Origin of the sequence: Bradyrhizobium sp. SZCCHNRI1029, assembly GCF_032487555.1 — a bacterium.
Lineage (GTDB): Bacteria > Pseudomonadota > Alphaproteobacteria > Rhizobiales > Xanthobacteraceae > Bradyrhizobium.
This window is the reverse complement of record NZ_JAUEUK010000002.1, coordinates 733,736-757,465: the sequence shown is the minus strand read 5'-3', so window position 1 is coordinate 757,465 and position 23,730 is coordinate 733,736. Positions and strand designations below refer to the sequence as shown.

Below are 23,730 nucleotides of genomic sequence, written 5' to 3'. Positions count from 1 at the left end.
CCTCACTAAAATGCCTGGAGCAGGCTCTGCATCATGCTTTGCACGACCGACATGATATGGGCGTTGGCCGCATAGGTGTTCTGGACCTGGATCAGGTTGGACATCTCGCTGTCCATGTTGACCCCCGCCGTGCCCTGGAACTTCTCCTTCAGCGTGCTGACCACGACGGCCTGGCCCTGGCTGAGCTGGGTCGCCAGCGTCGAGGCACTGCCCTGCTGGCTGACGAACTGCTGCAGATAGCCGGACACCGTGCCCTGGAATGGCTGCGCCGCCGAGCCGAGGCCGGTGGTTGGCGAGTAGCTGAAGGTCGCCGAGGTGAGCTGCGCGAACAGGAAGTCCGGTCGCGTCGCGTCGCCGGCCGCGGTCTGCGGCGAGGTCGAATAGGTCGACAGCTTGGTCGGATCGTTCAGCAATGCCGGGTTGACGTTGAGCCGCCCCGCGAGCCCCGTCATCTGCGAGCCGGTCGAGGTGATCGCACCGGTGTAGAGCGCACCGCCGTCAGTGAAAACCGGCAGTTGCGCGTTGCCGCTGGCGAGCGTCTGCACGGTGGTGGTGGCCGAGGCCGCCTTGACCGCCGCCTGGCTGGTGCCGTCATCGGTGATCCGCAGCGTGGTGCCGGAGGGATTGGAAAACTGCAGATGCGCGCCACCGAGCGCGCTGTTGAGCTGCGACACCACCGAGGCCATGCCGAGCGAGAAGTCGACGCCGACATAGGACGGGTTGGCGCCGGAGGCGTTCTTCAGCGGCAGCGCCGCGGGATCGTTGACGTTGACGATCTTGACCTGGCGCTGGACGTTGCTCGAATCCGTGTAGGTCAGGTTGATGGTGTTGCCCGCCAGCAGCCCGCTGGTCGAGACGTCGAAGCCGGCCGGAGGTCCCGCCACCGCGGTACCCGCCGTGGTCTTGTCGGACAGCGCCGAGGCCATCGTCGCCGCGAGCTGGTCGACCTGGGTCTGCGCCTGCACCAGGGTCTGGTCGCGCAGCTTGAGGTCGGCCGCGATCTGACCCGAGTTCAGGAGATTGTTCGACACGACGTCGAGCGACACGCCGTTCGACAGCTTGATGTTGAGCTGCCCGACGCCGGTCTTGGTCGGATCGCTGTTGTAGAGCGAGGTGGCGTCGAGCGTCCCCGGCGACGAGAAGGTGAACTCGGAGCTGAGGCCTGCGCCGACCAGCTGGATGCCCGAATTGGTGAACACGCTCGTGCCGTTGGTCGGATCCGACACGACGCGGATGTCGACATATTTGGCAAGCGTGTTGATCGCGTTGTCGCGCTGGTCCTGCAGGGTCGCCGCCAGCGGGTCGGAGCTGTCGAGGCCCTGCAGCTGCGTGTTGAGCGTCGCGATCTGCTTGATCGCCGCGTTGGCCTGCGTGACCGAATTGCCGATGTCCTGCTCGACATTGGTGCGCAGGGTCTGGATGCCCTTGGTGGTCGCGTTGAGCTGCAGCGCCACGCCCTGCGCCGCCGACAGCGCCACCGACTGCGCCGACTGGTTGCTCGGATTGTTCGACAGCGACTGCAGCGCCGTGGTGAAATTGTTCAGCGCCGTCTCGAGCGTGCCGCTGCCGCCGGGCGTACCGTACACGGTCTGCAGCTGGCTCAGGATGTTGGCCATCTGATTGGCATAGGTCCCACCCGAGGTCTCGGTGCGGAGCTGGTTCTGGACGAACAAGTCGAGCTGACGGTTGACGCCCGTCGTCGTCACCGTCGAGCCGAAGCCGCCGCTGGCGACCTCGATCTGGTTCGGGTTCTGCGCGACGTAGCCGGGCGTGTTCGCGTTGGCGACGTTCGATGAGATGATCGAGAGCGCGGCCTGCGTCGAGCGCAGGCCGGACATCGCGGTGGCGAGGGCAGAACTCAAACCCATGTTCGGTAGCCTTATGTCAATTCAACTGCCACGTCTCAGCGCGATCAGCGCAGCACGTTCAGAAGATCCTGCACCATCGAATTGGCCGTCGTGATCACCTTGGTGTTGGCCGAATAGGCCTGCTGGGTCACGATCAGCTTGGTAAACTCGTCAGCGATGTCGGTGTTGGAGCCTTCCAGCGAGCCGCCCGAGATCTTGCCGGTCGCGCCGATGATGGCCTGGCCGGACTGGTCGGTCGCCTCGTAGGCGCCGCCGTCGAGCGCCTTCAGGTAGTTGGTGCCGTTGAAGTGCGACAGCGTGACCTGCGCCAGGTTGATGGTCTGGCCGTTGGAGAAGGTGCCGGTGACGACGCCGCTGTTGTTGACGGCGACCGACTGCAGCTGGCCGGCGGCGAAGCCGTTCTGATTGATCTGGTTGATCGTCGCCGAGCCGATCGTGCTCGCATATTGCGTCAGCGCGCCCGAGGAGATGTTGAGGCTGACGGTGCCGAGCGTGGTGCCGTCGACCACGACGTTGGGAATGGAGATGTTGGAGGTCGTCGGCGACACGAGCGAGCCGTCGGAGGCGAACGTGAAATTGGTGCCGACGTTCTGCCAGGCCACGGTCGAGCCAGTGGCGCTGGAGTTGGTCTGGTAGAACAGGTTCCAGGTGTCCTTGTGGCCCGTGCCGAGCGTCGAGCTGTCGACCTTGCCCCAGCGCAGCTGCACGTTCACCGGCGTGCCCGACGAGTTGTAGGCCGTGACCGCGCCGCCCGAGATCGTCTCGTTGTTGAAGTTGGTGAGATCGTTGCCGATCACGATGCCGGTGCCGGGACTCGCCGTGCGCGTCAGCGCCACGGGTGACGTGAGGCCGAGCGCGGTGAAACCCGGGGAGGCACTGCTCAAGTTCCAGTCCTCGCCGCTGCCGGAATGCAGCGTGATCTTGCCGGCGGTGATGGTCGGCTGCACGCCGGTGACGGCCGCGATCTTCGCCAGCAGCGTGCCGACGGAGTCGCCGACATTGATCTGGGTACCCGAGGCGCCGGAGGCGACGAAGGTGAAGGTGACGACGTCGCCGGCGCTGCCGGTCATGGTGATGGTGTCGCCGGTGGTGAAATTGCTCGAGATCGAGTCGCCGCTGGCGCCGCTCAACAATGTCGAGGTCGTGATCTGCGCCGGCACCTTGTTCACGGCGGTGGCGCCGGTGACGGTGGAGTCGGCGTAGAAATTGGTGCCGACCGGCAGCGGCACGTTGGAGAGGTCGGCCGAGTTGAGGCCGCCGGCCGCGACCAGCGTGCCGGTCGCAGCGTTGCCGCTGGCGGCGGTCTTCGGCTGCGTCGGCAGGTTGGCGGCGTACTGGATTGCGGTGGTCGCCTGCGCCGGCACGAAATTGTTCGCGAATTGCAGCACGGTCGGCACGTTGCCGGTGGCGTTGCCGGTCTTCGGATCGACCGCGACACCCATCAGGTAATAGCCGGCGCCGTTGATCAGGTTGCCGTTGGCGTTGAGCTGGAAGTCGCCGCGGCGGGTGTAGTTGGTGACGCCAGTGAAGACCGGCACGTTGTCGACGACCGAGGAGGCCTTCTGCACGTTGAAGAAGCCGTCGCCGTTGATCGCCATGTTGGTGGCGACCGAGGACGTCGAGACGGTGCCCTGGGTGGTGATGGTGGCCTTGGCGAAGGCGGTGACGCCGCCGGCATTCTGGCGCGTCGGGTTGGTCGCGTTGGGGATGAGGTCTTCGAAGCTGGTGCCGATTCCCTTGTAGCCGACGGTCGACGCGTTCGCGATGTTACCGGAAATATTCTGCAGCGCGAATGATTGAGCGGACAGACCGCTCACCGAAGTGTTCATCGCGTCGAAGATACCCATACCAATCTCTCCACTGTGATGCCGGTGGCGGGTCGGCCCGCACCGCGTTTCGTGGAGAGCTGTCGCAATCGCTGTGCCAGATGCGAAAATGCTGTGAAATCAGCGGGTTGTAAAACCACAACGTAAAAAAACCGGCGTCAAGACTGGTGAACAATTGCCGAGCCGGCAGTTCTTGCCGGGCCGGGCGCGCCAAATCGCGCTCCGGCACGGCCGCTCGTCACGGCTGCCGGCGCGTCCTGAAGACCCCCATCGAGCCTTGAACGGACGAGCCGGAATATCCGGGCGCAAATTCCTGTCAGGTCGACGACGGATTTGCCGGGTGGAACGTGAGCGAGAGCCCGTCCATGCAGTAGCGCAGGCCGGTCGGCTTGGGGCCGTCGTCGAACACGTGGCCGAGATGGCCGCCGCAGCGGCGGCAATGCACCTCGGTGCGGACCATGCCGTAGGTCTTGTCCTGGCGGGTCGCCACGGCATTGTCGAGCGGCTTGAAGAAGCTCGGCCAGCCGGTGCCGCTGTCGAACTTGGTGTCGGAGGAGAACAGCGGCAGGTCGCAGCCGGCGCAGGCGAAGGTGCCCTTGCGATGCTCCTTCAGCAGCGGGCTGGTCCAGGGCCGCTCGGTGCCCTCCTCGCGCAGGATCTCGTATTGCTGCGGCGTCAATTGCGCGCGCCACTCGGCCTCGGTCTTCTCGATCTCGAACTTCTCGGCGGCGCGGGCCGGCGCGGAACCGCCGAGCCAGCGCAGGGCGGCGAAGCCGAACAGTCCGGCGGCGGTGGTGAACATCATGCGGCGGTCGATCATGGAGGTCTCCGTGCGGCGATGGGTTACCGGATCTACGGACGGGATCCCGCGAAGTTACGTCGGGCGCGGGCGCGACGGCTCACTTTCTTGCGAGGTGTCAGCCCTCCCCGGCGTCGGGACGGCGGTTCAGATCGGACGGCTGTGGCCGCAGCGGCAGCCGCGAGCCGGGCCGTTCGGCCGCCCGGCGCCGCGCTTCGGCCGCCCTGATCTCGCGCACACGCTCCTGCGCGCGGACGCGCTCGCGGTGCCGCGCCAGCGTCCCGGCCGCGGCGGCGCGGCCGCGGATCCAGAGATTGACGACATGGCCGGCGACCCGGCCGCTGACGCCGCCGGCCCAGACCAATTCGAACGGCGAGAACAGCTTCCAGCGATCGTCGCCGGCGAGGATCGCCTGCGCGATCAACTGCCCGGCCATCGCCGAGGTGTTGAGTCCCTGCCGGCCGAAGCCGCTCGCAACCCACAGGCCTTTGCGGAGCTGGCCGATCTGCGGCATGCCGTGCACGGTCTGGCCGGTGACGCCGCCGAAGGTCTCGGCGATCTCGACGCGGCCGAGTTGCGGGAACACCGTGCGGATCCGGCGCTGCAGCGCCGCGGCAAATCCGCTGGGCCGGGCGTCCCAGGTCGTCTCCGGGCTCGCCCACATCAGCCGGTCGCCGTCGACGACGCGGAAATGATCGATGCCGTCGGTGTCGCTGACCGAGCCCCGGAAGGCGATCGCATCAGCCAGCCGCTCGCCGAGCGGCGCGGTGACGCCGCCATAGCGCCACACCGGCAACAGCGTATCGGACAGCTTCTGCAGCGGCGCGCCGAGATGGATGTTGCCGGCGAGCACGATGTGCGAGGCGCGCATCCGCGCCGACGGCGTCACGATGCGCTTGCGCACGCCCGACGCGTCGATGCTGACCACCGGCGTGTCCTCGAAGATCCTTGCCCCGGCCCGGTGCGCGAGCCGCGCCAGCGCGTGAACGTACCTGCGGCCGTCGAGTTGGAACGCCTTGGGGTAATGGACGCCATGGAAGTAGCGGTCGGTCTTGAGCTCGGTCCTGACGCGCTCGACCTGCCAGCCCTCGACCTCGGTGTCGAAATCCTCGTGCAGCATCTGGAGGCGGCGGATCAAGGCGTCGCCGGCGTCGACATTGGAGACTTCGAGCGCGCCTTCGCTGAGCCCGATGCCCGGCATCGCCGCGGTGGCCTGGGCGCGGATGAACTCGGCACCGGACCAGGACAACGCCCATAGCGCCCGGGCATGCGCGAGCCCGACGCGCTCGATCAGATCCGGCAGCGGCAGGTCGAACCCGGGCATGACCGTGCCGATCATGTGACCGGATGCGTTCCATCCGACCTGGCGGCCTTCCAGCACCGCGACGCTCGCCCCCTGCCGGGCCGCGCACAACGCCACCGTCAAGCCGGCCAATCCCGCCCCGACGACGCAGACGTCGACATCGAGGTCGAAATTCAGCCTGGTGCGGCCGTGTGCACCTGCGGCATCCGCGTCATCGTTCACGCTTGTGGAAGTCTCGTTCATGGCGTTTTCTTAGCGAACCCTGCGCCGGACGTCATGACGCTTTTAATGGCGATAAAGAGACGTGGTACAGGCTGACCCAGCCTGAACGATTCGAGACGGAATTCCATGCGCCGATTGATGCTGCTGCGCCACGCCAAGACCGAGACTGACGCGCCGACCGGCCGCGACCAGGACCGCCGTCTCGACGAGCGCGGGCACCAGGATGCCGCCATGATCGGCGATTTCATCGCCAGCCACCCGCCGGTGCCGGAGCTGGTGCTGGTCTCGACCGCGGTTCGGGCGCAGCAGACCTGGGACCTCGCGCTTGCGGCGATGAAGGACCGCGTCCCGCCCCCGCAGGTCGAGACCGTTCCCGAGCTCTACGGCGCCGAGCCGATGCAGATGCTGCATCACATCCGCCTCGCGGCAGCGCGTGATCCGAAGCAGCTCCTGCTCGTCGGGCACAATCCCGGCATGCACGAGCTGGCGCTGGCGCTGACCGGCGAGGGCGATTCCGAGGCCCGCCACGAGCTGATGCGCAACATGCCGACCGCGGGACTCGCGGTGCTCGATTTCGACACCGACGATTGGGGCGACATCAGCTTCACCCGCGGCCATCTCCTGAGGTTCGTCACGCCCAAGCTGCTCAAACACGGCTCGGTCGATTGACAGGCAGGTCGGGGCCGGCGCGTAATGCCGGCGGACAGAGAGGAGGACCTTCGATGTTCAACTCGATTCTGGTGCCGATCGATCTGGCTGACACCGACCTCGCCAAGCCGGCCATCGCCACCGCGGCCACGCTGGCGCAGACCTGGAGCGGCACGGTGCATCTGCTCAACGTGATGCCGATGACGCCGGTGATGCTCGCCGAATACGTCCCGGCCGATTTCGATGCGCAGCAGCGCGAGACCGCCGAGGAAGCGCTGTCGATCGTGGCGCGCGAATCCGGCATCCCGGCCGAGCGCATCAGCTACACGGTACGCCAGGGCGGCATCTATCACGAGATCCTCGAGGAGGCGGCCAAGGTCAACGCCGACCTGATCGTGATGACCTCGCACCGCCCGGCGATGCGCACCTACTTCCTCGGCTCCAACGCCGGCCACGTCGTGCGCTACGCCAAGTGCTCGGTGCTGGTGGTGAGGCCTTGAGCGTCAGCTCCCCTCGATATCAAGACTTGGCTGATATCAAGACTTGGCTGACGCAAACGGGTTCCTTAAGCTCGGCAGATGAAACGGTCGGTTGCGAATTCGAGTGCAGATACCCCATGAGCTCCCCGTCAAGACTGGATTCCGCATTGGCCATCCTGGCTGCAACCGGCATGTGGCGAAGCAGTTACGAGCCTCCGCTTTATCGCTTGCTCTGGCGCCTCGGATTGCCCTTGCCACCACCGCATTTCGCCAGCTTCGGCTTCAACTTCGCCTTTACGGCGGCGTGGTTTGGCACCGCCTGGGGAGCCATCATGTGGATATTCGTTTGGTCCAAGGTGAGCGGGTCCGGTGTCGTGGCGATCACCGGAGCCGTCGTTGCCGGGGTTCTGTTCGGCTTGATCATAGCGGCCTACTATCGTTACGGCGCTCGCAAATATAAGCTCCCTCTTTGGTCTGAAGTGAATGCTGGCCCGTAACGGTGCAGGCGTCCAAACGTTCTGCATGTCGGGTTTAATGGATTCAATTTGGTGCTAACCGTCATTGCGAGCGAAGCGAAGCAATCCAGGGCTCCGCGAAGATTCTGGATTGCTTCGTCGCTTCGCTCCTCGCAATGACGGAGCTTGTTGCTGCCATTCCGGCTTCGTCTGAGATCACGGCCACTCCGCGATGAAGCCCTTCGCCTTATAAGGTTCGATCTTGTCCCATTCGCTGAGCACGCGACGGCGGAATTCGGGATGGGTGTGCCAGAGATGGCGCGGGATGCCGAAGCCGTCGACCGTGAGCAGCATCTTCTCCACCTCGGGCCAGTATCGCTGCAGGGTCATCGCGTAGCGCCGCGCGGTCCAGCTGTTGCCGAGGCAGATCACGCTGCCGACATTGGCGAGGCCGAGCGCGGCGTCGATCACCGGCAGCGCGAGCGCGACGTTCTCGCCGGTATTCGTGGCGTGGTGCTCTTCGAGGATGCGCTCGGCCGGAATGCCGCGCCTCACCATGGCGGCCTTGATCAGCGTACACTCCGAAAGATCAGCGCCCGGCGTGATCCCGCCGCTGACGATGGCGTGGCGGAAGTAGCCCTGCTGCCACAGCTTCACCGCCGTCTCGGCACGCAGCTCCTCGTCGACGCGGGTCCCGAACACGAACAGGAGATCGGCCGGCCGCAGCGGCGTATCGGCGAAATGCCGCGCGTTGACCGCGGCGATCTCGGCGTCATCCGGTCTGCGCAGCGCGCGATCCTGCATCGTCCCACTCCGAAGGCGACTCGCTCACTCTGGCATGGTGCGCGAAATCTGCATGATCACATTCGGTGACCGGCGATGAGGTTGCGTGATCACGGCAGCAGCGCGGCCGGAATCTCCGTGAACGTGTAGCTGCGCGGCCTGTTGCGGGTGATGAAGCCGCCGACATACCAGGCGAACAGCGCGGCGAAGCCGATCAGGAACAACGCGCCCGACCATTCGGCGATGACGAGCGCGCGCACCAGAAGCCCGGCCATCGCCACGGCTAGCAGCGCAATCGCGGCGAGCGCCGCGCCGTAGGTGAAGCGGCCGAGGCCCGCAGTCAGCCGCGCGTTGCTGCCGCTGAAGGCGAGCCGCGCATGCAGGCCGACGATGAAGGCGCGGTAGGCCTCGCTCTGCGGCGCCATCAGGGCCGCCGTCTGCCACGAGACGGAGATGATGCTGAGGCGGCGGCCATCGCGATGGGTGATGTCGGCCCGAAAACGCTTCGCCTGCATCGACACCGGTCGGTAGGACAGCCGGATCGCGGCGATGTCGGCGTACGGCCACAGGCCGGTCCGGCCGGCGAACCGCCACGACAGCCCCTGCCCGGTCAGCTCGAACTGGTGCGCGGCCCCGATCAGCGACGCCTTGTAGGCGTAGCGGATCGCATCATCGCCGGCCGTGGTGGTGCGCTCGGAAATGGATCGGTCCTGTTGCGTGTGGCGCGCGCCTTATCCTACAAGCGGAGCATGAGCGAAACGATCTATTTTCCGCGCCACCTGATCCTGGCCGGGGCGATGGCCGCCGGCGTGCTGCTGGCGCTGGCCGTGCACATGCTCGGCGCCCGCTACGGGCTCGATCTCGGCGGCCTGTGGCAGACCGAGAGCGGCGCCTTCATGCCGGCGGGATCGGCGATCGCCTGGTGGCTGATCGCCACCGTCGGCTTCTCCTCGGGCTATTTCATCGCCAACATCATGCACAGCGCGGTATCGGGCGAGATCCCGCAGCGGATGCGCAACTTCCTGGTCGTGGTCGGCGTGCTGATGCTGGCCGGCATCGGCCAGGCGATCTCCGGCCCGAGCCCGGTGCCGTCGGCCTCGGGTGTGCTGGCCGGCCTCGCCGCGCTCTGCCTCGGCGCCCTGATGGCGTTCTGCGGCGCCAATTTCGCGCTGAGGAAGAGCTGACGCGTGGCATCCGGATGCGACGACGCCGCGCGGGATGTCCGCGCGGCGTTTTGTCTCATCGGCTCTGGTGACGCGATCAGCTCGCAGCACGCAGGTTGACGCCGCTCTCGGCGAGCTTGGTCAGCTTCATGTCGGTCGCCTTCTCCTCGTCGAGCGTCTTCTGCAGCACGGCGGCGCAGTCGCTGCGGCCGAGCTGCTTGGCCCAGGCGATCAGGCTGCCATAGCGCGTGATCTCGTAGTGCTCGGCCGCCTGGGCGGCGTTGATCAGCGCTGCGTCCAGCACCGCCTTGTCGTCGACCTCGCCGGCGACCTCGTCGGCCTCCTCGATGATGCCGTCGATCGCCGGACAGTCGACCGCCTTGGCCGCGATGCCGTGCATCTTGAACACCTGTTCGAGACGCGTCACATGCGTCTTCGTCTCATCGAGATGGGTCAGAAAGCCCTGCTTGAGCTTCTGATCCGTCGCCTTGTCCGCCATCTTCGGCAGCGCTTTGACGAGCTGGTTCTCGGCGTAATAGATGTCCTGCAGCTGATGAACGAACAGATCGTTCATCGTCTTGATGTCCTTGGTGAACAGTCCCATTTGTTTCACGTCCTCTCGGTTCGGAACATGGCAGGTCCCTCCCCTGACCGATCGTCGCCATGTTCGCTGTGCGCTAACCGGCGGCTACGGCGGTTGTTCCGGCGTACCGCCCCTGCCGAACCGGTCGCAGGGACGAGGGTTCTCGTGAACCGCGCGGGCGACCAGTTGGACCGAATTGAGGCGGACGGGCCGCCAGCTATGTGACCGGAGTGTGACAGACCCGCGCCGCATGGGTCGGAGCTGAGCTGTGTCAAGGACTGCACAAGGCGCGCATTTTAGCATAAGGAACAGGCTGTCACGAATTGCCCGCCCCATCGATCAATGGTTTCGCCTCTTTTCCAAGATCTAGTACCGCCCCGCCGGGAGGATGAATGCAGCGCCTGCTGACCACGCTTGGGCGTGGCTTCAAGAAATGGATCGGCTGGAAGCGGCTGGGGATTGCAGCGAGCCTTGCGATCATCGCCTTCGCGATCACGACACTCGTGCGCACGCTGAAGGGCGTCGATGCCGGCGTCATCCTGACCGCGCTCACCGAAATCCCGCCCGGTCACATCGCCCTCGCGGCCTTGTGTGTGGTCGGCGCGTTCTGCACGCTGACCTTCTATGACTATTTTGCACTGCGAACGATTGGCAAGAAACACGTGCCCTATCGCATCGCGGCGATGAGCGCCTTCACCAGCTATTCGATCGGCCACAACATCGGCGCCACCGTGTTCACCGGCGGCGCCATCCGGTTTCGGATCTACTCCGACTACGGCCTGTCCGCGATCGACGTCGCCAAGATCTGCTTCCTGTCAGGCCTGACCTTCTGGCTCGGCAATCTGTTCGTACTCGGCATCGGTATGACCTTGCATCCGGCCGCCGCCACCGCGATGGACCAGTTGCCCCCGGCGGTGAACCAGTTGATCGCGATCGGCATCCTGGGGGCGATCTTCGCCTATCTCGGCTGGCTGACCGCCGGCAAGAACCGGCGCCAGCTCGGCCAGAACGGCTGGAAGGTGGTGCTGCCCTCGGCGCAGCTCACGCTCGTGCAGATCCTGATCGGAGTGGTCGACCTCGGCTTCTGCGCGCTGGCGATGTACCTCCTCGTCCCCGCCGCTCCGCCGATCGATTTCCTGTCGCTGTCGGTGGTGTTCATCCTCGCCACCCTGCTCGGCTTCGCCAGCCACGCGCCCGGCAGCATCGGCGTGTTCGATGCCGCGATGCTCGTGGCGCTGCCGCAGTTCGGGCGCGAGCAGTTGCTGGCCACCCTGCTCGTTTTCCGCGTGCTGTATTTCGTGATCCCGTTCGCGACGGCGATCTCCATCATGGGCATCAGGGAACTCTGGCTGAACGTCGTGAAGCCGTGGCAGGAGCGGCGCCGGCTGAACTCAGCCTGCGAGGACGAGGTCGCCGCCAAGCGCGCCGCGGCCACGGCGCCCGCCGCGGTTCCCCAGCGCATCAAGCGCCACTCCCAGCGCTGAGCAGCAATCGTCTCGCGGATGACGCGACGGTTCGACCCTCGACCGGTTGAACTCGCGTGCGATCCTCTTATTTCCGCCCCATCCCTGACGTGAATCCTTGCGCATGACCCGAATGCCCCTTCGTCCGCTGCTCGCCGCCTGCGTCCTGGCCGGCCTGCTCGCCCCTCTCGCCGCCACCGAGGCGGCCGCGCAGTTCGGCGCAGCGCCGCTGCAGATCAGCTGGGAGGTGCGCAACCGCTTCCGTCTCTTCCGGGAGGAGCGCGACTTCCTGCTGCATACCGAGAGCACGCGCGACCGCTCCATTCTCGCCGCCGAGCAGGCGTTGGCGGTGCAGAGCGACGGCCGCGGCTGGGCCCGGAACGTCGTCAACCGGCTCTGCATCGACCTCGCCGGCCGCATCAACGAGCCGTGCACGCGCGACAACGTCAAGGAAAGCTATCTCACGCCGATCGACCATCCGATCACCGTGCGCCTGACCGGCCCGGTCCCGGTCGGCGCCACCTGCGCGTGGTCGTTCGACGACGGCGACGGGCCGCAGACCTCGACATTCGACTGCGCCGAACCGGTCAACCTGCGCGTCCGCTACGGCCGCCAGACCGTCGCATCCGTCGATGTCGCCAGCCCGGAAGGCACGCAGCAGGTGTCGACCGGAATCCAGGTCCGCGACGTCCTGATCGCCGGCCTCGGCGACAGCATCGCCTCCGGCGAGGGCAACCCGGACCGCCCGATCGCGCTCGCCGACGACGGCTTCTGCTTCCGCTCCTATCTCGGCGGTCCGACGGCGCAATATTATCGGCCGAGCCGGGCCGGCTTCAAAGGCGGCCGCGCCTGCGAGGCGCCGGACACGCTGCAGAACTGGCAGAAGCACAGCGCGGTCTGGCTCAACGCCGCCTGCCACCGCTCGCTCTACAGCTACCAGACCCGCACGGCGCTGGCGCTCGCGGTGCGCTATCCTCATGTCGCGGTCACCTACCTGCCGCTCGCCTGCACGGGCGCCACCATCGCCGATGGCCTGTTCGGCAGCCAGCGCGCACGCGAATGCACGCCGGGCCGCGCCGCGACCACCTGCGCCGGCAGCGTCAACGGCCAGCTCGGCGAGCTGCGCGAGGCGCTGACCGCGGCCAAGCGTCGCCAGCCGGACCGCAAGCTCGATCTGATTCTGCTGTCGATCGGCGCCAACGACATCAACTTCTCCGGTCTCGTCGCCGACGTCATCGTCGATACGCCGACCGAACGCACGCTGTTCAAGCGCTCAGGCGTGATCGGCTCGGTGGAGGAATCGCGCAGCGAGCTGGCACGCGACCTGCCGCAGGGTTTTGCCAAGCTGCGCGAGGCGCTGAAGCCGCTGGTCGGCGACCTCTCGCACGTCATCTACACCTCCTACGGCAACCCGGCACTGAGCGGCCCCGGCACGCCCTGCCCGGGTGGTCCGGCCGGTTTCGAGGTCCACCCATCGTTCAATGCCAATCCGCAGCGGCTCGCCAAGGTCGCGGGCTTCGTCGAGAACGAGTTCCTGCCGTCACTGCGCGGACTGGCGCAATGTACCGCGGGAGTCCTGTGCCGCGATCCGCAGGCCGACCGCATGACCTTCGTCGATGCGCATCAGGCCGCGTTTGCCGATCACGGCTTCTGCGCCCGCTCGACGCAGGATCCGCCGTTCGACCGCGAATGCTTTTCGGCCGACGGCGCCAGCTTCGATCCGAACATCGTCAGCGCCGCCAACGAGCCGCTGCTGTGCGGCCGCGGCGCCAGCGAGTATCGTCCCTATCTGCCGCGCGCGCGCTGGATCCGCGATGCCAACGACAGCTACTTCTCGGCGATGACCTATCCGCAAGGGCTGCCGGCGGCGATGCAGCCGTCCGACATCCACGATGCGAGCTGGGGCGTGCTATCCGCGGTCTATGGCGGCGCCGTGCATCCGACGGCGGAGGGCCATGCCGTGATGGCCGACGCCGCCTTTCCGGCCGCGGCGCAAGTGCTCAACCTCGATGCGGCCGAGCCCAACGTCACCAGCCAGCCGCTGCCGCCGGCGGGCGTGGTGAGGCAGTAGTCGGCCATTCGGGTAGGGATCGCAGAGGAAGAACGGCCTGAAGCGCTCCGCTCCGCTCACCGTCTTTCGGGACGCCCCTCCGTGAGCGGGCGCTCAGGAACAAGGGCTGCGGGGCGGCGAGATCGCGGACCTCATGGTGAGTTGGGAGCGGATGGAGAGCCGGGCCGCCTTGGAAGAACGTGTCGGCCTCGCCGTCCCAACGCTCAGCGCGCAAATCGACGGCGACCACCGCCAAGCGATCCTGATTGTCGTTGTGCCCAATATGGGTTGTTCCCGCACATTGCCGCGAGGCCCCGGCCTGCCCTTCGACACTGATCCCAGGACGTATAGGTGCATTCGACATAGGTGCTACCACCCCATTCCCACCTTTGTAGGCAGACAGGATAATTGGAATCATAGGTTTGAGCAGCGGCGATCGGGATCATGGAGATGGCCGCGCTCCCCGCGATGATCCAACGCAGCATCAGTATCGCTCCCTCGTCGAATTCCAACCGCTGCGGCCAATGGCCTGCACGATCACCGGCAAGCAACGCTCGAATGATCATGGAGACCTTGTCCTCGACCACGCGGTTGATCTGGATCAAGCTTTTCGCCGACGCGGTGTCCGAGATCGCGATCCCTTGTCGGCCAGGAGCGAGGACGGTCGCAGTTCGGAAGCAGTCTACTTGACTGCAGCCGGCTTCTTCATCATCGGAGGCGCCTGCTTGGTGGCGGAGCCGGTTGCCGTCGTCGCCTGCGAGGGCAGATATTTGGCGAGGATCGCAGGATCGATCTGCGCCATGTTGCTGTCCGGCAGGCGGGTCCAGGTCTCGTCCTTGCCAAACAGCGAGATGCCGAGATAGCCGTGCAGGATCAGCGTCTGCCCGTCCGGACTGACCCGCATATTGGCCTTCCAGATGTTGCCGTCGCGCGGATTGAGCACGTTGCCGCCTTCGTATTTCAGGCCCTCGCGCTTCATGTCGCGCACGAAGGAGATGCCGAGCACTGGCGCATTCTTGCGGTCATCGCTGCACTTCGAACAGACCTCGTTCGGATTGTCGCCGGGACGCGGAAACGTCTTGGCGATCACGCCCTCGAACACGCCGTCGTGGTCGATGAAGAGAAACCAGCCGACGGGCCTGCCATCCTCGACCTTCTGCCACAGACCGGCCGCGGTCGGCTCAGCCGCGAGCGCAGGCCGCGTCAGCAGAGCACCGGCAACGACGAGCGCGCCGATCGCGAGCTTCGTCACACCAGGCACCAGCCGAAGTCGGGGAAACGCATTGCGCATCATCATCTCACCTTGACCAAGTCACAAAATGAATGGCCGCACAGTACGGCCGTTTCATGCATCGTTCCAGCCCCATAACAGGTCTGGCGCGCCGGTGAAACCGGCACGCGCAGGAAACATTTCTTCACATTTGAGTTGGTCCGGCGGCGGAAGGTTCCATACCGCCGACAAATTAGTTGACGCCGAGCTTCTTCTGCAGGCTCGACGACGACGTCGTGTACTGGAACACCAGCCGCTTCTCCGGATACACGTAGCGGTGCGCCTTCTGCGCCATCAGCGCGCCCTCGTGGAAGCCGCACAGGATCAGCTTGATCTTGCCGGGATAGGTGTTGATGTCGCCGATCGCGAAGATGCCGGGCACGGAGGTCTCGAAGGCAGAGGTCTCGACCGGAATGAGATTGTGCTCGAGCGCGAGGCCCCACTCGGCAACCGGACCGAGTTTCATCGTCAGTCCGAAGAATGGCAGCATCATCTCGCAGGGGACGGTCTCGACCGCGTTGTCGTTGCCCTTGATCGTCGCAGCCGACAGCTGGCCATTGGCGCCTTCGAGCGCCGTCACCTGGCCGATGCGCAGATCCATCTTGCCGCCGGCGACGAGCGCGCGCATCTGCTCGACGCTGTGGGGCGCGGCACGGAAGTCGTCGCGGCGATGAACGAGCGTGATGCGCTTCGCGATGGGGTGCAGGTTGAGCGTCCAGTCGAGCGCGGAGTCACCGCCGCCAACGATGACGACATTCTTGTCGCGGAACTGCTCCATCTTGCGCACGGCATAGAATACCGAGGTGCCTTCATAGGCCTCGATGCCCGGCACCGGCGGGCGCTTGGGCTGGAACGAGCCGCCCCCGGCCGCGATCACCACGACCTTGCACTCGAACACCTTGCCGGCATCGGTGGTGACGCGAAAACCGGGATCGCCGATCTTTTCGACCTTCTCGACCATCTCGCCGAGATGGAAGGTCGGACTGAACGGCTTGATCTGCTCCATCAATTGATCGGTGAGGCCCTGCCCCGTCACCATCGGCACGCCGGGAATGTCGTAGATCGGCTTCTCCGGATACAGCTCGGCGCATTGGCCGCCGACCTTGTCGAGGATGTCGATCAGATGCGCCTTGATGTCGAGCAGCCCCAGTTCAAAAACGGCAAACAGTCCGCAAGGGCCCGCGCCAATGATCAGCACATCGGTCTTGATCGCTTCGCTCATGTCGCTCTTCTCGTTGGAGGCGCCGCTCGACGGATGGCGGCAGATGGCGGTTCCGAATTTGTAGCCATTGGTGTGGTCGCAGGGAAGGCACAAAAGCCGCCCCTGGCTCGCGCGCGGCTTGCAGCGGTGGCCTTAGCCGGGTTTGAAGGGGACATGAATGATGGAGATCAATCGGTGACAGAGACGGCCCGCCGCGACCACGCGCCACGCCTGGAGGACTTTCCCTACCGCCTCGCGGACAATGTCCGCTTCGGCGACCTCGATCCCAACCAGCACGTCAACAATGCGGTCTACGCGACCTACTTCGAGACCGGCCGGGTGACCTTGATGAAAGACCCGCGCCATGGCCTGACCCAGGACGGGCTGGCCTGGATCATGGTGCGGCTGGACATGCATTTCCGGGCCGAGCTGCGCTGGCCGGGCACGATCGAACTGGGACTGGGGGTCGTGAGGCTGGGGCGCACGTCGGTGACCTGCGAGCAGGTCGTGTTCTCGGACGGGCGCTGCGTGGCGTCGGCCACCGCGGTCATGGTCCTGATCGACGAGGTGACGCGCAAACCGGCGCCGCTGACGCCGAATCTCGTTGCTGCGCTACAGCCCTGGGTCCGCCGCGGCATGGCGATCGCGCCGCCGGCATAGGCCTGGCGGCGATCAGCCGAAGCGCGGCGATGAGGGCGCGAGGCGAACGGTCAGGCCTGACGCTCGGGGGTGGCGACGACGAGGCCGTCGAGTTCGTCGGAGACCTTGATCTGGCAGGAAAGACGGGAATTCGGCCGGACATCGTAGCCGAAATCGAGCATGTCCTCTTCCATCGGGGTCGGCGGGCCGACCTTCTCGCGCCAGGCTTCGTCGACATAGACATGGCAAGTCGCGCAGGCGCACGCGCCGCCACATTCGGCCTCGATGCCGGGAATGGCGTTGCGGATCGCCGCTTCCATCACGGTCGCGCCGTTTTCGATGTCAACGGTTCGGGATTCGCCGGTATGGTCGACAAAGGTGATCTTGGCCATGTGTGCTCGTGCTGCGCAGGAAATGAGGTCGGGCTGTCCTATAACGGACCGCTCCGCTCCGCGCTAGTGCTGCCGCCGGCCGCTCAGGCCGCGCCGAGCATCTCCGAAATCGCCGCGCGGGCCTGCGCGATCGCCGTGCCGAGCCAGGCCAGCGCATCGGCCGGATCGCCCGCCCGCAGCGCCGCTTCGAGCCCTTCCGCCGCGTCGGCGACGTCGAGCGCGCCGACGGCGCGGGCCGAGCCCTTCAGCGTGTGGGCGACGGTGGCGGCATCCTCGGGCATCACCTGCAACCGCTCCAGCAGGCGGACGGCCTGGCTGGAGAACATGGCGAGCACCTCGCGCTCGAGCGCGCTGTCGCCGAGCGTCATCCGGCGCAGCAGGTCCAGGCTGATCGGCCCGTCATCGGGAACCAGCGGGGGCGAGGGCATCCATTCGATCCGTGAAAGGTCGGGAATCATGGCGGCAATCCGGTCCGGGCGCGCCTCGCGCGCCTATGGTAAGCCAAGCACGACAATGGTTAATGCATTGTTACCGGCCCAATTGCCGCGGGTTTGCCGCGATTTGGGCCCGGCTCTGCCCCAATCACGGCAGAAACGGGAATTCGCAGAACTTCTAGAGTGTTAACGGCGGCTGCTGTTAACGATGATTAAGAATCTCTTAACCACGGCCATTTCTTTCAACAGGCACAGCCAATAGGATGATGCCCGGATGGAGTGGGTCACCTGGCGGAATTTGCCACCCCTGGTGCCTGCGAGGGATGACGTCCGGTTCGAGCGTTACGAGAGGGCACTCGTACGCGGCTCGCCGGATCGAAATTAAGACGAGGGCTCGGACTCAACATGGCGAACACTCCGAAAAAGGTCAAAGACCCGACTGAAGTTGCGCTGTCCGCCATTCAGGAGGCTTTGAACATCAGCGATTCGTCCGCGCCCACGGACTCGCAGGGCTCGGTCCACGCTGACGGGGCTCCGCCCGTCATGCCGAACGGCGTGTCCAGTCTGGATTCGTTCGACTCCCGTCCGGGCATCGACCGCAGCAGCCTTGACGAGATCGAGCCGCCGCCGCTCGCCGCGCGCCGCCCGGCCAATGACGACCGCGAGACTATCGGCCAATTGCTGCAGGCGATCCAAAAGGGCCGCCCGTCACGCGGCGTCTACACGCTGGCAACCGCCTTTGCAGGCATCTGGATCGTCGGCTGCGTCCTGCTGACCATCGGCTTCCTGCCCGCTTTGCAGACCTTGATCGGCCAGAGCGGCGGCGTGCTGGTCATGGCAGGCCTCGCCGCAGTGTTCTTTGCCCCGGTTCTGCTGTTCTATTTCCTCGCGAGCCTCGCTTGGCGCGGCCAGGAGCTGCGCATGATCGCGCAGTCGATGGCGCAGGTCGCGATCCGCTTCTCCGAGCCGGAAGGCGCCGTCAGCGATTCGATCGTGACCGTCGGCCAGGCCATCCGCCGCGAGGTCGCGGCGATGGGCGACGGCGTCGAGCGCGCGATCGCTCGCGCAGGCGAGCTCGAGATGCTGGTCGCCAACGAGGTTGCGGCGCTCGAGCGCGCCTACAGCGACAACGAGGTCCGCATCCGCGCCCTGCTCCAGGACATCGCCCATCAGCGCGACAACCTCGTGGGCCAGGCCGAGCAGGTCCGCAGCGCCATCTCGGGCGTCCAGATCGACCTTCGCCACGACATCGCGCTGATCTCGGACGCGATCGCCTCGCGGGTCGACGAGGTCGCCAAGAGCATCACCGGCGCGCTGGAAGAGCGCGGCGCCCACATCACGGCCGCGCTCGGCAACGCCGGCGACAACATGATCCTCGCGCTCGGCGAGCGCGGCGGCGATCTGCTCGACCGGCTCGAAGAGGCCAGCGCCGAGACCACCCGCGCCGTGCTCGACGCCTCGGAGCGGCTCACCACCAGCCTCAATTTCAAGACCGGCCACGTCCACGACGAGTTCGCCGACCTGTCGGACCGAGTCCACGAGATGCTCAACGAGCGCATCGACCGCATCACCAGCGAGTTCGAGCAGCGCACGGCGGCCATCGTCGACGGCATCTCGGTGCGAACCGAGCAGGTTCACGACCAGCTCAAGGCGTCCGGCGAGTCCCTCCTGCTGGAGCTCGAGCTGCGCAGCGGCGATCTCGTCACCAAGATCGACGAGGCGAGCCAGCGCATGTCCGGCCACATCGTCACGTCAGGCGAGAAGGCGAGCGAGTCGCTCGATGCGACCGTCAATTCACTGGTCGCCAAGGTCGTGAGCCAGACCGAGAGCACCCACGACACGCTGTCGATCCAGATCAGCGCCTTCGACGAGCTGGTGAAGAACCAGGGCACCGAGCTCGCCGAGCGCTTCGCACGCGACAGCTCGACGCTGGGCGCGCTGATCACCCGGCACATCACCGAATTCGACCGCACGGTGAAGACCTATGGCGGCGAGATCGTCGAGCGCATGGGCCAGCGGACCCAGGAAATCTCCGACAATCTCAAGTCCTATGTCGATACGTTCGATACGCGGCTGTCGTCCAACAGCGGTGAGATCACGGCGACGCTGGATCAGCGGCTGAACCAGTTCGAGACCAATCTGCAGGCCCGCATCACCACCCTCGACACCTCGCTCGATGCGAAGATCAAGACCTTCGACGACAGCGTCGAGGGCCGCCTCAAGTCGCTCGAGGAGAACTTCGACAACCGCGCGACCTCGGTCACCTCGACGATCGAAGGCCGCCTCGGCACTCTGTCCAACTCGCTGACCGACGGCGCTGCCCAGGTGCTGCACGCGATCGACTCGCGGCTGACCGTGCTGACCTCCTCGCTGACCGATGGCTCGGCGCAGGCGATCCAGTCGATCGATTCCCGCCTCAACATACTGACCTCCTCGCTGACTGACGGCACCGACAAGGCGCTCGAAGCGATCGATCAGCGCATCCACAGCCTGTCGAACATCATCGACGGCCGCAGCTACGAGCTGACCGAAGCCGTCACCGCGCGCTTCCAGGACATCCATCAGGGCATCGAGACCCGCGTCGGCTCGATCGCCAAGGACATCGACCATCGCGTGTCGCAGTTCGAGGACCTGCTCGGCTCGCGCGTCGAGGCCGTGGCCGGCCGCATCGAGAGCAGCGGCCGCCAGGCGAGCGACGAACTGATGACGCGCGCCGAGCTGCTGTCCGCCAGCATCAAGTCGCATGTGGAAGATGCGGAGCGGGCGCTGACCAACCTCGTGGTCAACACCAGCGAGACCATCCAGACCGGGGCCCGCTCGGCACAGCAGGCGCTGCTCAACGTCTCGACCGACGTCGGATCGCAGTTGAAGAACACCTCCGCCGAGGTCGAGCGTGCCCTGTCGAACGCAGGCAGCAGCGCGGCCGAGGCCGTCCTGACCAGTGCACGGGAGGCCCAGGCCACGCTGGTCGCGGCCTCCGGCGAGACCGCCGACCAGATCAAGTCGCTGTCGGCCGACGTCGAGCGCACGCTCACGGCGGCAGGCTCGACCACCGCAGCCTCGATCCTCGCCGGTGCGCGCGAGGCCCAGAACACGCTGGTGTCCGCCTCCTCCGATGCCGCCACCCACGTCAAGTCGCTCGCCGTCGACGTCGAGCAGGCGCTGACGGCCGCCGGCTCGGCCACGGCAGCCTCGATCCTCGCCGGTGCACGCGAGGTCCAGAACACGCTGGTGTCCGCCTCCTCCAACGCGGCCGAGCACGTGAAGTCGCTCGCAGCCGACGTGCAGCGCTCGCTGACCAGTGCCGGGACGGAAACCGCCGAAGCCATCACGGCGGGCGCCCGTGATGCCCAGCATGCCCTGCTCGCGGCATCGAGCGAAGCGGCCGAACAGGTCAAGGCGCTGACCGTCGACGTCCAGCGCTCGCTGTCGATCGCGGGGACGACCACCGCGGAAACGATCACCGGCGGCGCCCGGGAAGCGCAGAGCACGCTGATCAGCGCTTCGTCCGAAGCGGCCAATCACGTCAAGTCGCTGGCGGCCGACGTCGAGCGCACGCTCGCCGCGGTCGGAACCAGCACGGCCGCAGCGATCGTCGACAGCGCCCGCGACGTCCAGTCGAAGCTCGTCACCGCCTCGACGGAAGCAACCGAGCACGTCAAGTCGCTGGCCGTCGACGTCGAGCGGACGCTGTCGTCCGTCGGCGCCGATACCGCGACCTCGATCCTCAACAGCGCGCGCCAGGCGCAGATGTCGCTGACCGCCACGTCGGCCGACACCGCGGCCACCCTGGTCGGCAGCGCACGCGAAGCCCAGGCGGTGCTGACGACGACCACGACCGAGACGGTCGCGGTGATCGTCGGCGGCGCGCGCGAGGCACAGAACCTGCTGACCGCCACCTCCACCGACACCGCGGGCCAGCTCAAGGCGATGTCGTCGGAGATCGAGCGCGTCATCAATTCCGTCGCGGCGAACACCACCGATGCGATCCAGAGCAGCGCGCTCAATGCGCAGAGCGCGCTCGTCGCCGCCTCCAACGAGGTCTCCACGCGGGTCAAGTCGACCTCGACCGAGATCGAGCGCTCGGTGCTCGCCGCCGGCAACTCGTTCGGCTCGGCCATGACCGGCAAGACCGACGAGATCGTCACCTATGTGCAGCAGCAGAGCGAGCGGCTGTCGCAGATGCTCGACGGCAAGCGCGGCACCCTTGTGGAGGCACTCAACTCGAAGACCAACCAGCTCACGATCGAGATCGATCGCGTCACCACCGACGCGCTGAAGGCGATCGAGGTCCGCGGCCAGAACTTCGCCCAGAGCGTCAATGGCAACGGCTCCGAGGTCGCCCGCACCATCACCTCGGCGGGAGAGCTCGCGACCACCGCGATCACCAAGTCGCTCAAGGAGCTGGAGCAGGCCTCGCGCGCGGCGATCGAGCAGTCGCGCCAGGTCTCGGTGGCTGCGGTCACGGAGATGCAGGAGACGAGCAAGATCCTGCGCACCGACACGGTCGCCCTGTTCGAACGTCTGCGCGAGGGCAACATCCTGCTGCAGGAGGTCCTGACCGGCGCCCACGACAACCTCAACTCGCTGGAGCGGGCGCTGGTCACCCGGGTGGCCGACTTCGTCACCGCGATGAACGACGTCACCGCGCGCAACGGCACCGCGACGCAGACGCTCGAGGACCAGCTCAACGTGTTCAACTCCAAGACGTCGCGGGCGCTGGAGGATCTAAACTCGCTGTCCGGCCAGTTCGACGCGCATGGCAAGGCGCTGATCGAGGCGGCGGCCATCGTCGAGCAGAGCAACCGCGATGCGACCGTCTCGATCTCGGATCGCAAGACGACGCTGGAATCGCTGGTCACCACCATCGATCTGCGCACCGCCGATCTCGACCAGCGTCTGACGCGCTTCACCACCCTGCTCGACGAGTCCTTGGCGGCCGCCGAGGAGCGCGCCCGCGACATCGCCCGGGTCGTGGCGGAAACGGCGGGGGCCGGCTCGACCGCGCTCAGCCGCCAGTTCGAGGCCATCCGCGCCAACGCCGAGGAGGAACGCCGCCTCACCACGTCGCAGATGCAGGAGATCTACCAGCAGAGCACGCAGGAAGCCGATGCGATGTTCAAGCAGTCGGCGGAGAAGTTCGCCACGCTGGTGTCGAGCATGAAGCAGATGACCGCCGAGATGCATCGCGAGCTCGAGGCGACGCGCAACGAGCTGCGCCGCGGCGTGCTGGAGATGCCGCAGGAGGCCGCCGAGAGCACGGCGCAGATGCGCAAGGTCATCGTCGACCAGATCGAGGCGCTGGCCGAACTCAACCGGATCGTCGCGCATCACGGCCGCGGTCTCGACGTGGTCAGCGCGTCGCGTCCCGCCGCGGTCGCGGCGCCAGCGGCCGTGATCCGTCAGGAAGAGCCGATCGTCGCCGCAGCCGTCGGCGGCCGGCCGGACATGCGCCTGCGCGAGCCGGCTGCGACCAGCGTCGCCAACCTGCCGCCGCCGGATCTCGGCATGCAGCCGCCGGCCCCGCCGCCGCAGCCACGCCGGGTCGAGGCGCCGCCGATGGGTCCGGTCGCCGATCAGCGCAGCGACAACTGGCTGTCCGACCTGCTCAACCGGGCCGACAACAGCACCGCCGGCCAGCCCCAGCCGCCGCGTGGCCGCGGTCCGGCGCAGCAGTCGGGCAATCCGCTGGAGTCGCTGTCGCTCGACATCGCACGGCTGATGGACCGCAATCTCGCGGCCGAGATGTGGGACCGCTACCAGCGGGGCGAGACCAAGGCGTTCTCCAAGCGTCTCTACACCCCGGCCGGCCAGAAGGCGTTCGACGAGGTCGCCCGCAAGTACCGCGCCGACCGTACCTTCAAGCAGACGGTGGACCGCTACATCACCGAGTTCGAGCGGCTGCTCGACGAGGTCGCACGCGACGACCGCAATCCGCAGGCGCTGCGTGCCCAGCTCACCTCGGAGACCGGGCTGGTCTACACCTTGCTCGCCCACGCCGCCGGAAGGCTGGCGTGACGGGAGCAGCGAACAGCGACTAGCGGATGGCGAGGAGCCGACCGCGATGAGAATAGAGAACGGAGGCCGCGAGGCCTCCGTTTCGCTTATCGGGGTCCAGTGAAGCGTTTTCGGATTTGCCCGTCGCCGGCCCG

The 23,730-nt window shown here is 66.5% G+C and carries 20 protein-coding genes; 8 read left to right on the top strand and 12 right to left on the bottom strand.

Features of this window, described 5'->3' with window-relative positions; translation table 11 throughout:
- Positions 1–5: 5 nt before the first annotated feature.
- From flgK to QW861_RS09180, 4 genes are all read right to left on the bottom strand, one after another.
- Positions 6–1,868 (bottom strand): flagellar hook-associated protein FlgK, encoded by a 1,863-nt coding sequence (gene flgK / locus QW861_RS09195; RefSeq protein WP_315753154.1) that lies wholly within the window; start codon positions 1,866–1,868, stop codon positions 6–8.
- A 44-nt stretch (positions 1,869–1,912) separates the two neighbouring features.
- Positions 1,913–3,715: a flagellar hook-basal body complex protein gene (locus QW861_RS09190; RefSeq protein ID WP_315712671.1), complete on the bottom strand. Its 1,803-nt coding sequence runs from the start codon at positions 3,713–3,715 to the stop codon at positions 1,913–1,915.
- A gap of 295 nt (positions 3,716–4,010) precedes the next feature.
- Complete coding sequence (gene msrB, locus QW861_RS09185; RefSeq protein WP_315753155.1) at positions 4,011–4,514, bottom strand: peptide-methionine (R)-S-oxide reductase MsrB; 504 nt, start codon at positions 4,512–4,514, stop codon at positions 4,011–4,013.
- A 97-nt stretch (positions 4,515–4,611) separates the two neighbouring features.
- Positions 4,612–6,039, bottom strand: a complete 1,428-nt coding sequence (locus QW861_RS09180) for an FAD-binding oxidoreductase (protein WP_315753156.1) — start codon at positions 6,037–6,039, stop codon at positions 4,612–4,614.
- Between the two features lie 105 nt (positions 6,040–6,144).
- Between QW861_RS09180 and QW861_RS09175 the strand changes: the two genes are divergently transcribed.
- The 3 genes from QW861_RS09175 to QW861_RS09165 all read left to right on the top strand — a co-directional run bounded on the left by QW861_RS09175 (position 6,145) and on the right by QW861_RS09165 (position 7,642).
- Complete coding sequence (locus tag QW861_RS09175) at positions 6,145–6,687, top strand: histidine phosphatase family protein (RefSeq protein WP_315753157.1); 543 nt, start codon at positions 6,145–6,147, stop codon at positions 6,685–6,687.
- Between the two features lie 53 nt (positions 6,688–6,740).
- A complete protein-coding gene (locus tag QW861_RS09170) occupies positions 6,741–7,166 on the top strand; it encodes a universal stress protein (RefSeq protein ID WP_315712676.1) in 426 nt (141 codons plus the stop codon).
- A gap of 116 nt (positions 7,167–7,282) precedes the next feature.
- A complete protein-coding gene (locus QW861_RS09165) occupies positions 7,283–7,642 on the top strand; it encodes a DUF6404 family protein (protein ID WP_316167237.1) in 360 nt (119 codons plus the stop codon).
- 174 nt (positions 7,643–7,816) lie between these two features.
- On the opposite strand, the gene QW861_RS09160 is transcribed toward QW861_RS09165, so the two are convergent.
- Together QW861_RS09160 and QW861_RS09155 are read right to left on the bottom strand one after the other, a co-directional pair.
- A complete protein-coding gene (locus QW861_RS09160; RefSeq protein ID WP_315753158.1) occupies positions 7,817–8,404 on the bottom strand; it encodes a YdcF family protein in 588 nt (195 codons plus the stop codon).
- Between the two features lie 89 nt (positions 8,405–8,493).
- Positions 8,494–9,084 (bottom strand): hypothetical protein, encoded by a 591-nt coding sequence (locus QW861_RS09155; RefSeq protein ID WP_409999284.1) that lies wholly within the window; start codon positions 9,082–9,084, stop codon positions 8,494–8,496.
- Between the two features lie 48 nt (positions 9,085–9,132).
- Between QW861_RS09155 and QW861_RS09150 the strand changes: the two genes are divergently transcribed.
- Positions 9,133–9,567 (top strand): hypothetical protein, encoded by a 435-nt coding sequence (locus tag QW861_RS09150; protein ID WP_315738812.1) that lies wholly within the window; start codon positions 9,133–9,135, stop codon positions 9,565–9,567.
- Positions 9,568–9,643: 76 nt separating this feature from the next.
- Here the strand turns inward: QW861_RS09150 and QW861_RS09145 are convergent, their stop codons facing one another.
- Positions 9,644–10,150 (bottom strand): ferritin-like domain-containing protein, encoded by a 507-nt coding sequence (locus QW861_RS09145; RefSeq protein ID WP_315753160.1) that lies wholly within the window; start codon positions 10,148–10,150, stop codon positions 9,644–9,646.
- A 371-nt stretch (positions 10,151–10,521) separates the two neighbouring features.
- Here QW861_RS09145 and QW861_RS09140 point away from each other — a divergent pair, with 371 nt between their 5' ends.
- Together QW861_RS09140 and QW861_RS09135 are read left to right on the top strand one after the other, a co-directional pair.
- Positions 10,522–11,613 (top strand): YbhN family protein, encoded by a 1,092-nt coding sequence (locus QW861_RS09140; protein WP_315712684.1) that lies wholly within the window; start codon positions 10,522–10,524, stop codon positions 11,611–11,613.
- Positions 11,614–11,716: 103 nt separating this feature from the next.
- On the top strand, positions 11,717–13,663 hold the full coding sequence (locus tag QW861_RS09135) for a hypothetical protein (protein ID WP_316192941.1): 1,947 nt from the start codon (positions 11,717–11,719) through the stop codon (positions 13,661–13,663).
- A 203-nt stretch (positions 13,664–13,866) separates the two neighbouring features.
- Here the strand turns inward: QW861_RS09135 and QW861_RS09130 are convergent, their stop codons facing one another.
- From QW861_RS09130 to QW861_RS09120, 3 genes are all read right to left on the bottom strand, one after another.
- Positions 13,867–14,247 carry a DUF3551 domain-containing protein gene (locus QW861_RS09130; RefSeq protein ID WP_316167123.1) on the bottom strand — a complete coding sequence of 127 codons (381 nt, stop codon included), beginning with the start codon at positions 14,245–14,247 and terminating at the stop codon, positions 13,867–13,869.
- A gap of 77 nt (positions 14,248–14,324) precedes the next feature.
- On the bottom strand, positions 14,325–14,933 hold the full coding sequence (locus tag QW861_RS09125) for a DUF2147 domain-containing protein (protein ID WP_316167239.1): 609 nt from the start codon (positions 14,931–14,933) through the stop codon (positions 14,325–14,327).
- 172 nt (positions 14,934–15,105) lie between these two features.
- The gene (locus tag QW861_RS09120; protein WP_315712687.1) at positions 15,106–16,134 is read right to left on the bottom strand and encodes an NAD(P)/FAD-dependent oxidoreductase; all 1,029 of its coding nucleotides are present in this window, start codon (positions 16,132–16,134) and stop codon (positions 15,106–15,108) included.
- 174 nt (positions 16,135–16,308) lie between these two features.
- Between QW861_RS09120 and QW861_RS09115 the strand changes: the two genes are divergently transcribed.
- Positions 16,309–16,773 (top strand): acyl-CoA thioesterase, encoded by a 465-nt coding sequence (locus QW861_RS09115; protein WP_316186962.1) that lies wholly within the window; start codon positions 16,309–16,311, stop codon positions 16,771–16,773.
- A gap of 50 nt (positions 16,774–16,823) precedes the next feature.
- On the opposite strand, the gene QW861_RS09110 is transcribed toward QW861_RS09115, so the two are convergent.
- Positions 16,824–17,144, bottom strand: a complete 321-nt coding sequence (locus QW861_RS09110) for a 2Fe-2S iron-sulfur cluster-binding protein (RefSeq protein WP_172115065.1) — start codon at positions 17,142–17,144, stop codon at positions 16,824–16,826.
- Between the two features lie 83 nt (positions 17,145–17,227).
- Entirely contained in the window at positions 17,228–17,602 is a 375-nt protein-coding gene (locus QW861_RS09105; RefSeq protein ID WP_315753165.1) for an Hpt domain-containing protein, read from the bottom strand.
- Positions 17,603–17,983: 381 nt separating this feature from the next.
- Here QW861_RS09105 and QW861_RS09100 point away from each other — a divergent pair, with 381 nt between their 5' ends.
- Complete coding sequence (locus tag QW861_RS09100) at positions 17,984–23,596, top strand: methyl-accepting chemotaxis protein (RefSeq protein ID WP_315753166.1); 5,613 nt, start codon at positions 17,984–17,986, stop codon at positions 23,594–23,596.
- Positions 23,597–23,730: the final 134 nt, after the last annotated feature.

Excerpts from the sequence above, each read along its gene's own strand:
- flgK (WP_315753154.1), bottom strand. The coding sequence starts at position 1,868 with ATGGGTTTGAGTTCTGCCCTCGCCACCGCGATGTCCGGCCTGCGCTCG.
- QW861_RS09190 (WP_315712671.1), bottom strand. The coding sequence starts at position 3,715 with ATGGGTATCTTCGACGCGATGAACACTTCGGTGAGCGGTCTGTCCGCT.
- msrB (WP_315753155.1), bottom strand. The coding sequence starts at position 4,514 with ATGATCGACCGCCGCATGATGTTCACCACCGCCGCCGGACTGTTCGGC.
- QW861_RS09180 (WP_315753156.1), bottom strand. The coding sequence starts at position 6,039 with ATGAACGAGACTTCCACAAGCGTGAACGATGACGCGGATGCCGCAGGT.
- QW861_RS09175 (WP_315753157.1), top strand. The coding sequence starts at position 6,145 with ATGCGCCGATTGATGCTGCTGCGCCACGCCAAGACCGAGACTGACGCG.
- QW861_RS09170 (WP_315712676.1), top strand. The coding sequence starts at position 6,741 with ATGTTCAACTCGATTCTGGTGCCGATCGATCTGGCTGACACCGACCTC.
- QW861_RS09165 (WP_316167237.1), top strand. The coding sequence starts at position 7,283 with ATGAGCTCCCCGTCAAGACTGGATTCCGCATTGGCCATCCTGGCTGCA.
- QW861_RS09160 (WP_315753158.1), bottom strand. The coding sequence starts at position 8,404 with ATGCAGGATCGCGCGCTGCGCAGACCGGATGACGCCGAGATCGCCGCG.
- QW861_RS09150 (WP_315738812.1), top strand. The coding sequence starts at position 9,133 with ATGAGCGAAACGATCTATTTTCCGCGCCACCTGATCCTGGCCGGGGCG.
- QW861_RS09145 (WP_315753160.1), bottom strand. The coding sequence starts at position 10,150 with ATGGGACTGTTCACCAAGGACATCAAGACGATGAACGATCTGTTCGTT.
- QW861_RS09140 (WP_315712684.1), top strand. The coding sequence starts at position 10,522 with ATGCAGCGCCTGCTGACCACGCTTGGGCGTGGCTTCAAGAAATGGATC.
- QW861_RS09135 (WP_316192941.1), top strand. The coding sequence starts at position 11,717 with ATGACCCGAATGCCCCTTCGTCCGCTGCTCGCCGCCTGCGTCCTGGCC.
- QW861_RS09125 (WP_316167239.1), bottom strand. The coding sequence starts at position 14,933 with ATGCGCAATGCGTTTCCCCGACTTCGGCTGGTGCCTGGTGTGACGAAG.
- QW861_RS09120 (WP_315712687.1), bottom strand. The coding sequence starts at position 16,134 with ATGAGCGAAGCGATCAAGACCGATGTGCTGATCATTGGCGCGGGCCCT.
- QW861_RS09110 (WP_172115065.1), bottom strand. The coding sequence starts at position 17,144 with ATGGCCAAGATCACCTTTGTCGACCATACCGGCGAATCCCGAACCGTT.
- QW861_RS09105 (WP_315753165.1), bottom strand. The coding sequence starts at position 17,602 with ATGATTCCCGACCTTTCACGGATCGAATGGATGCCCTCGCCCCCGCTG.
- QW861_RS09100 (WP_315753166.1), top strand. The coding sequence starts at position 17,984 with ATGGCGAACACTCCGAAAAAGGTCAAAGACCCGACTGAAGTTGCGCTG.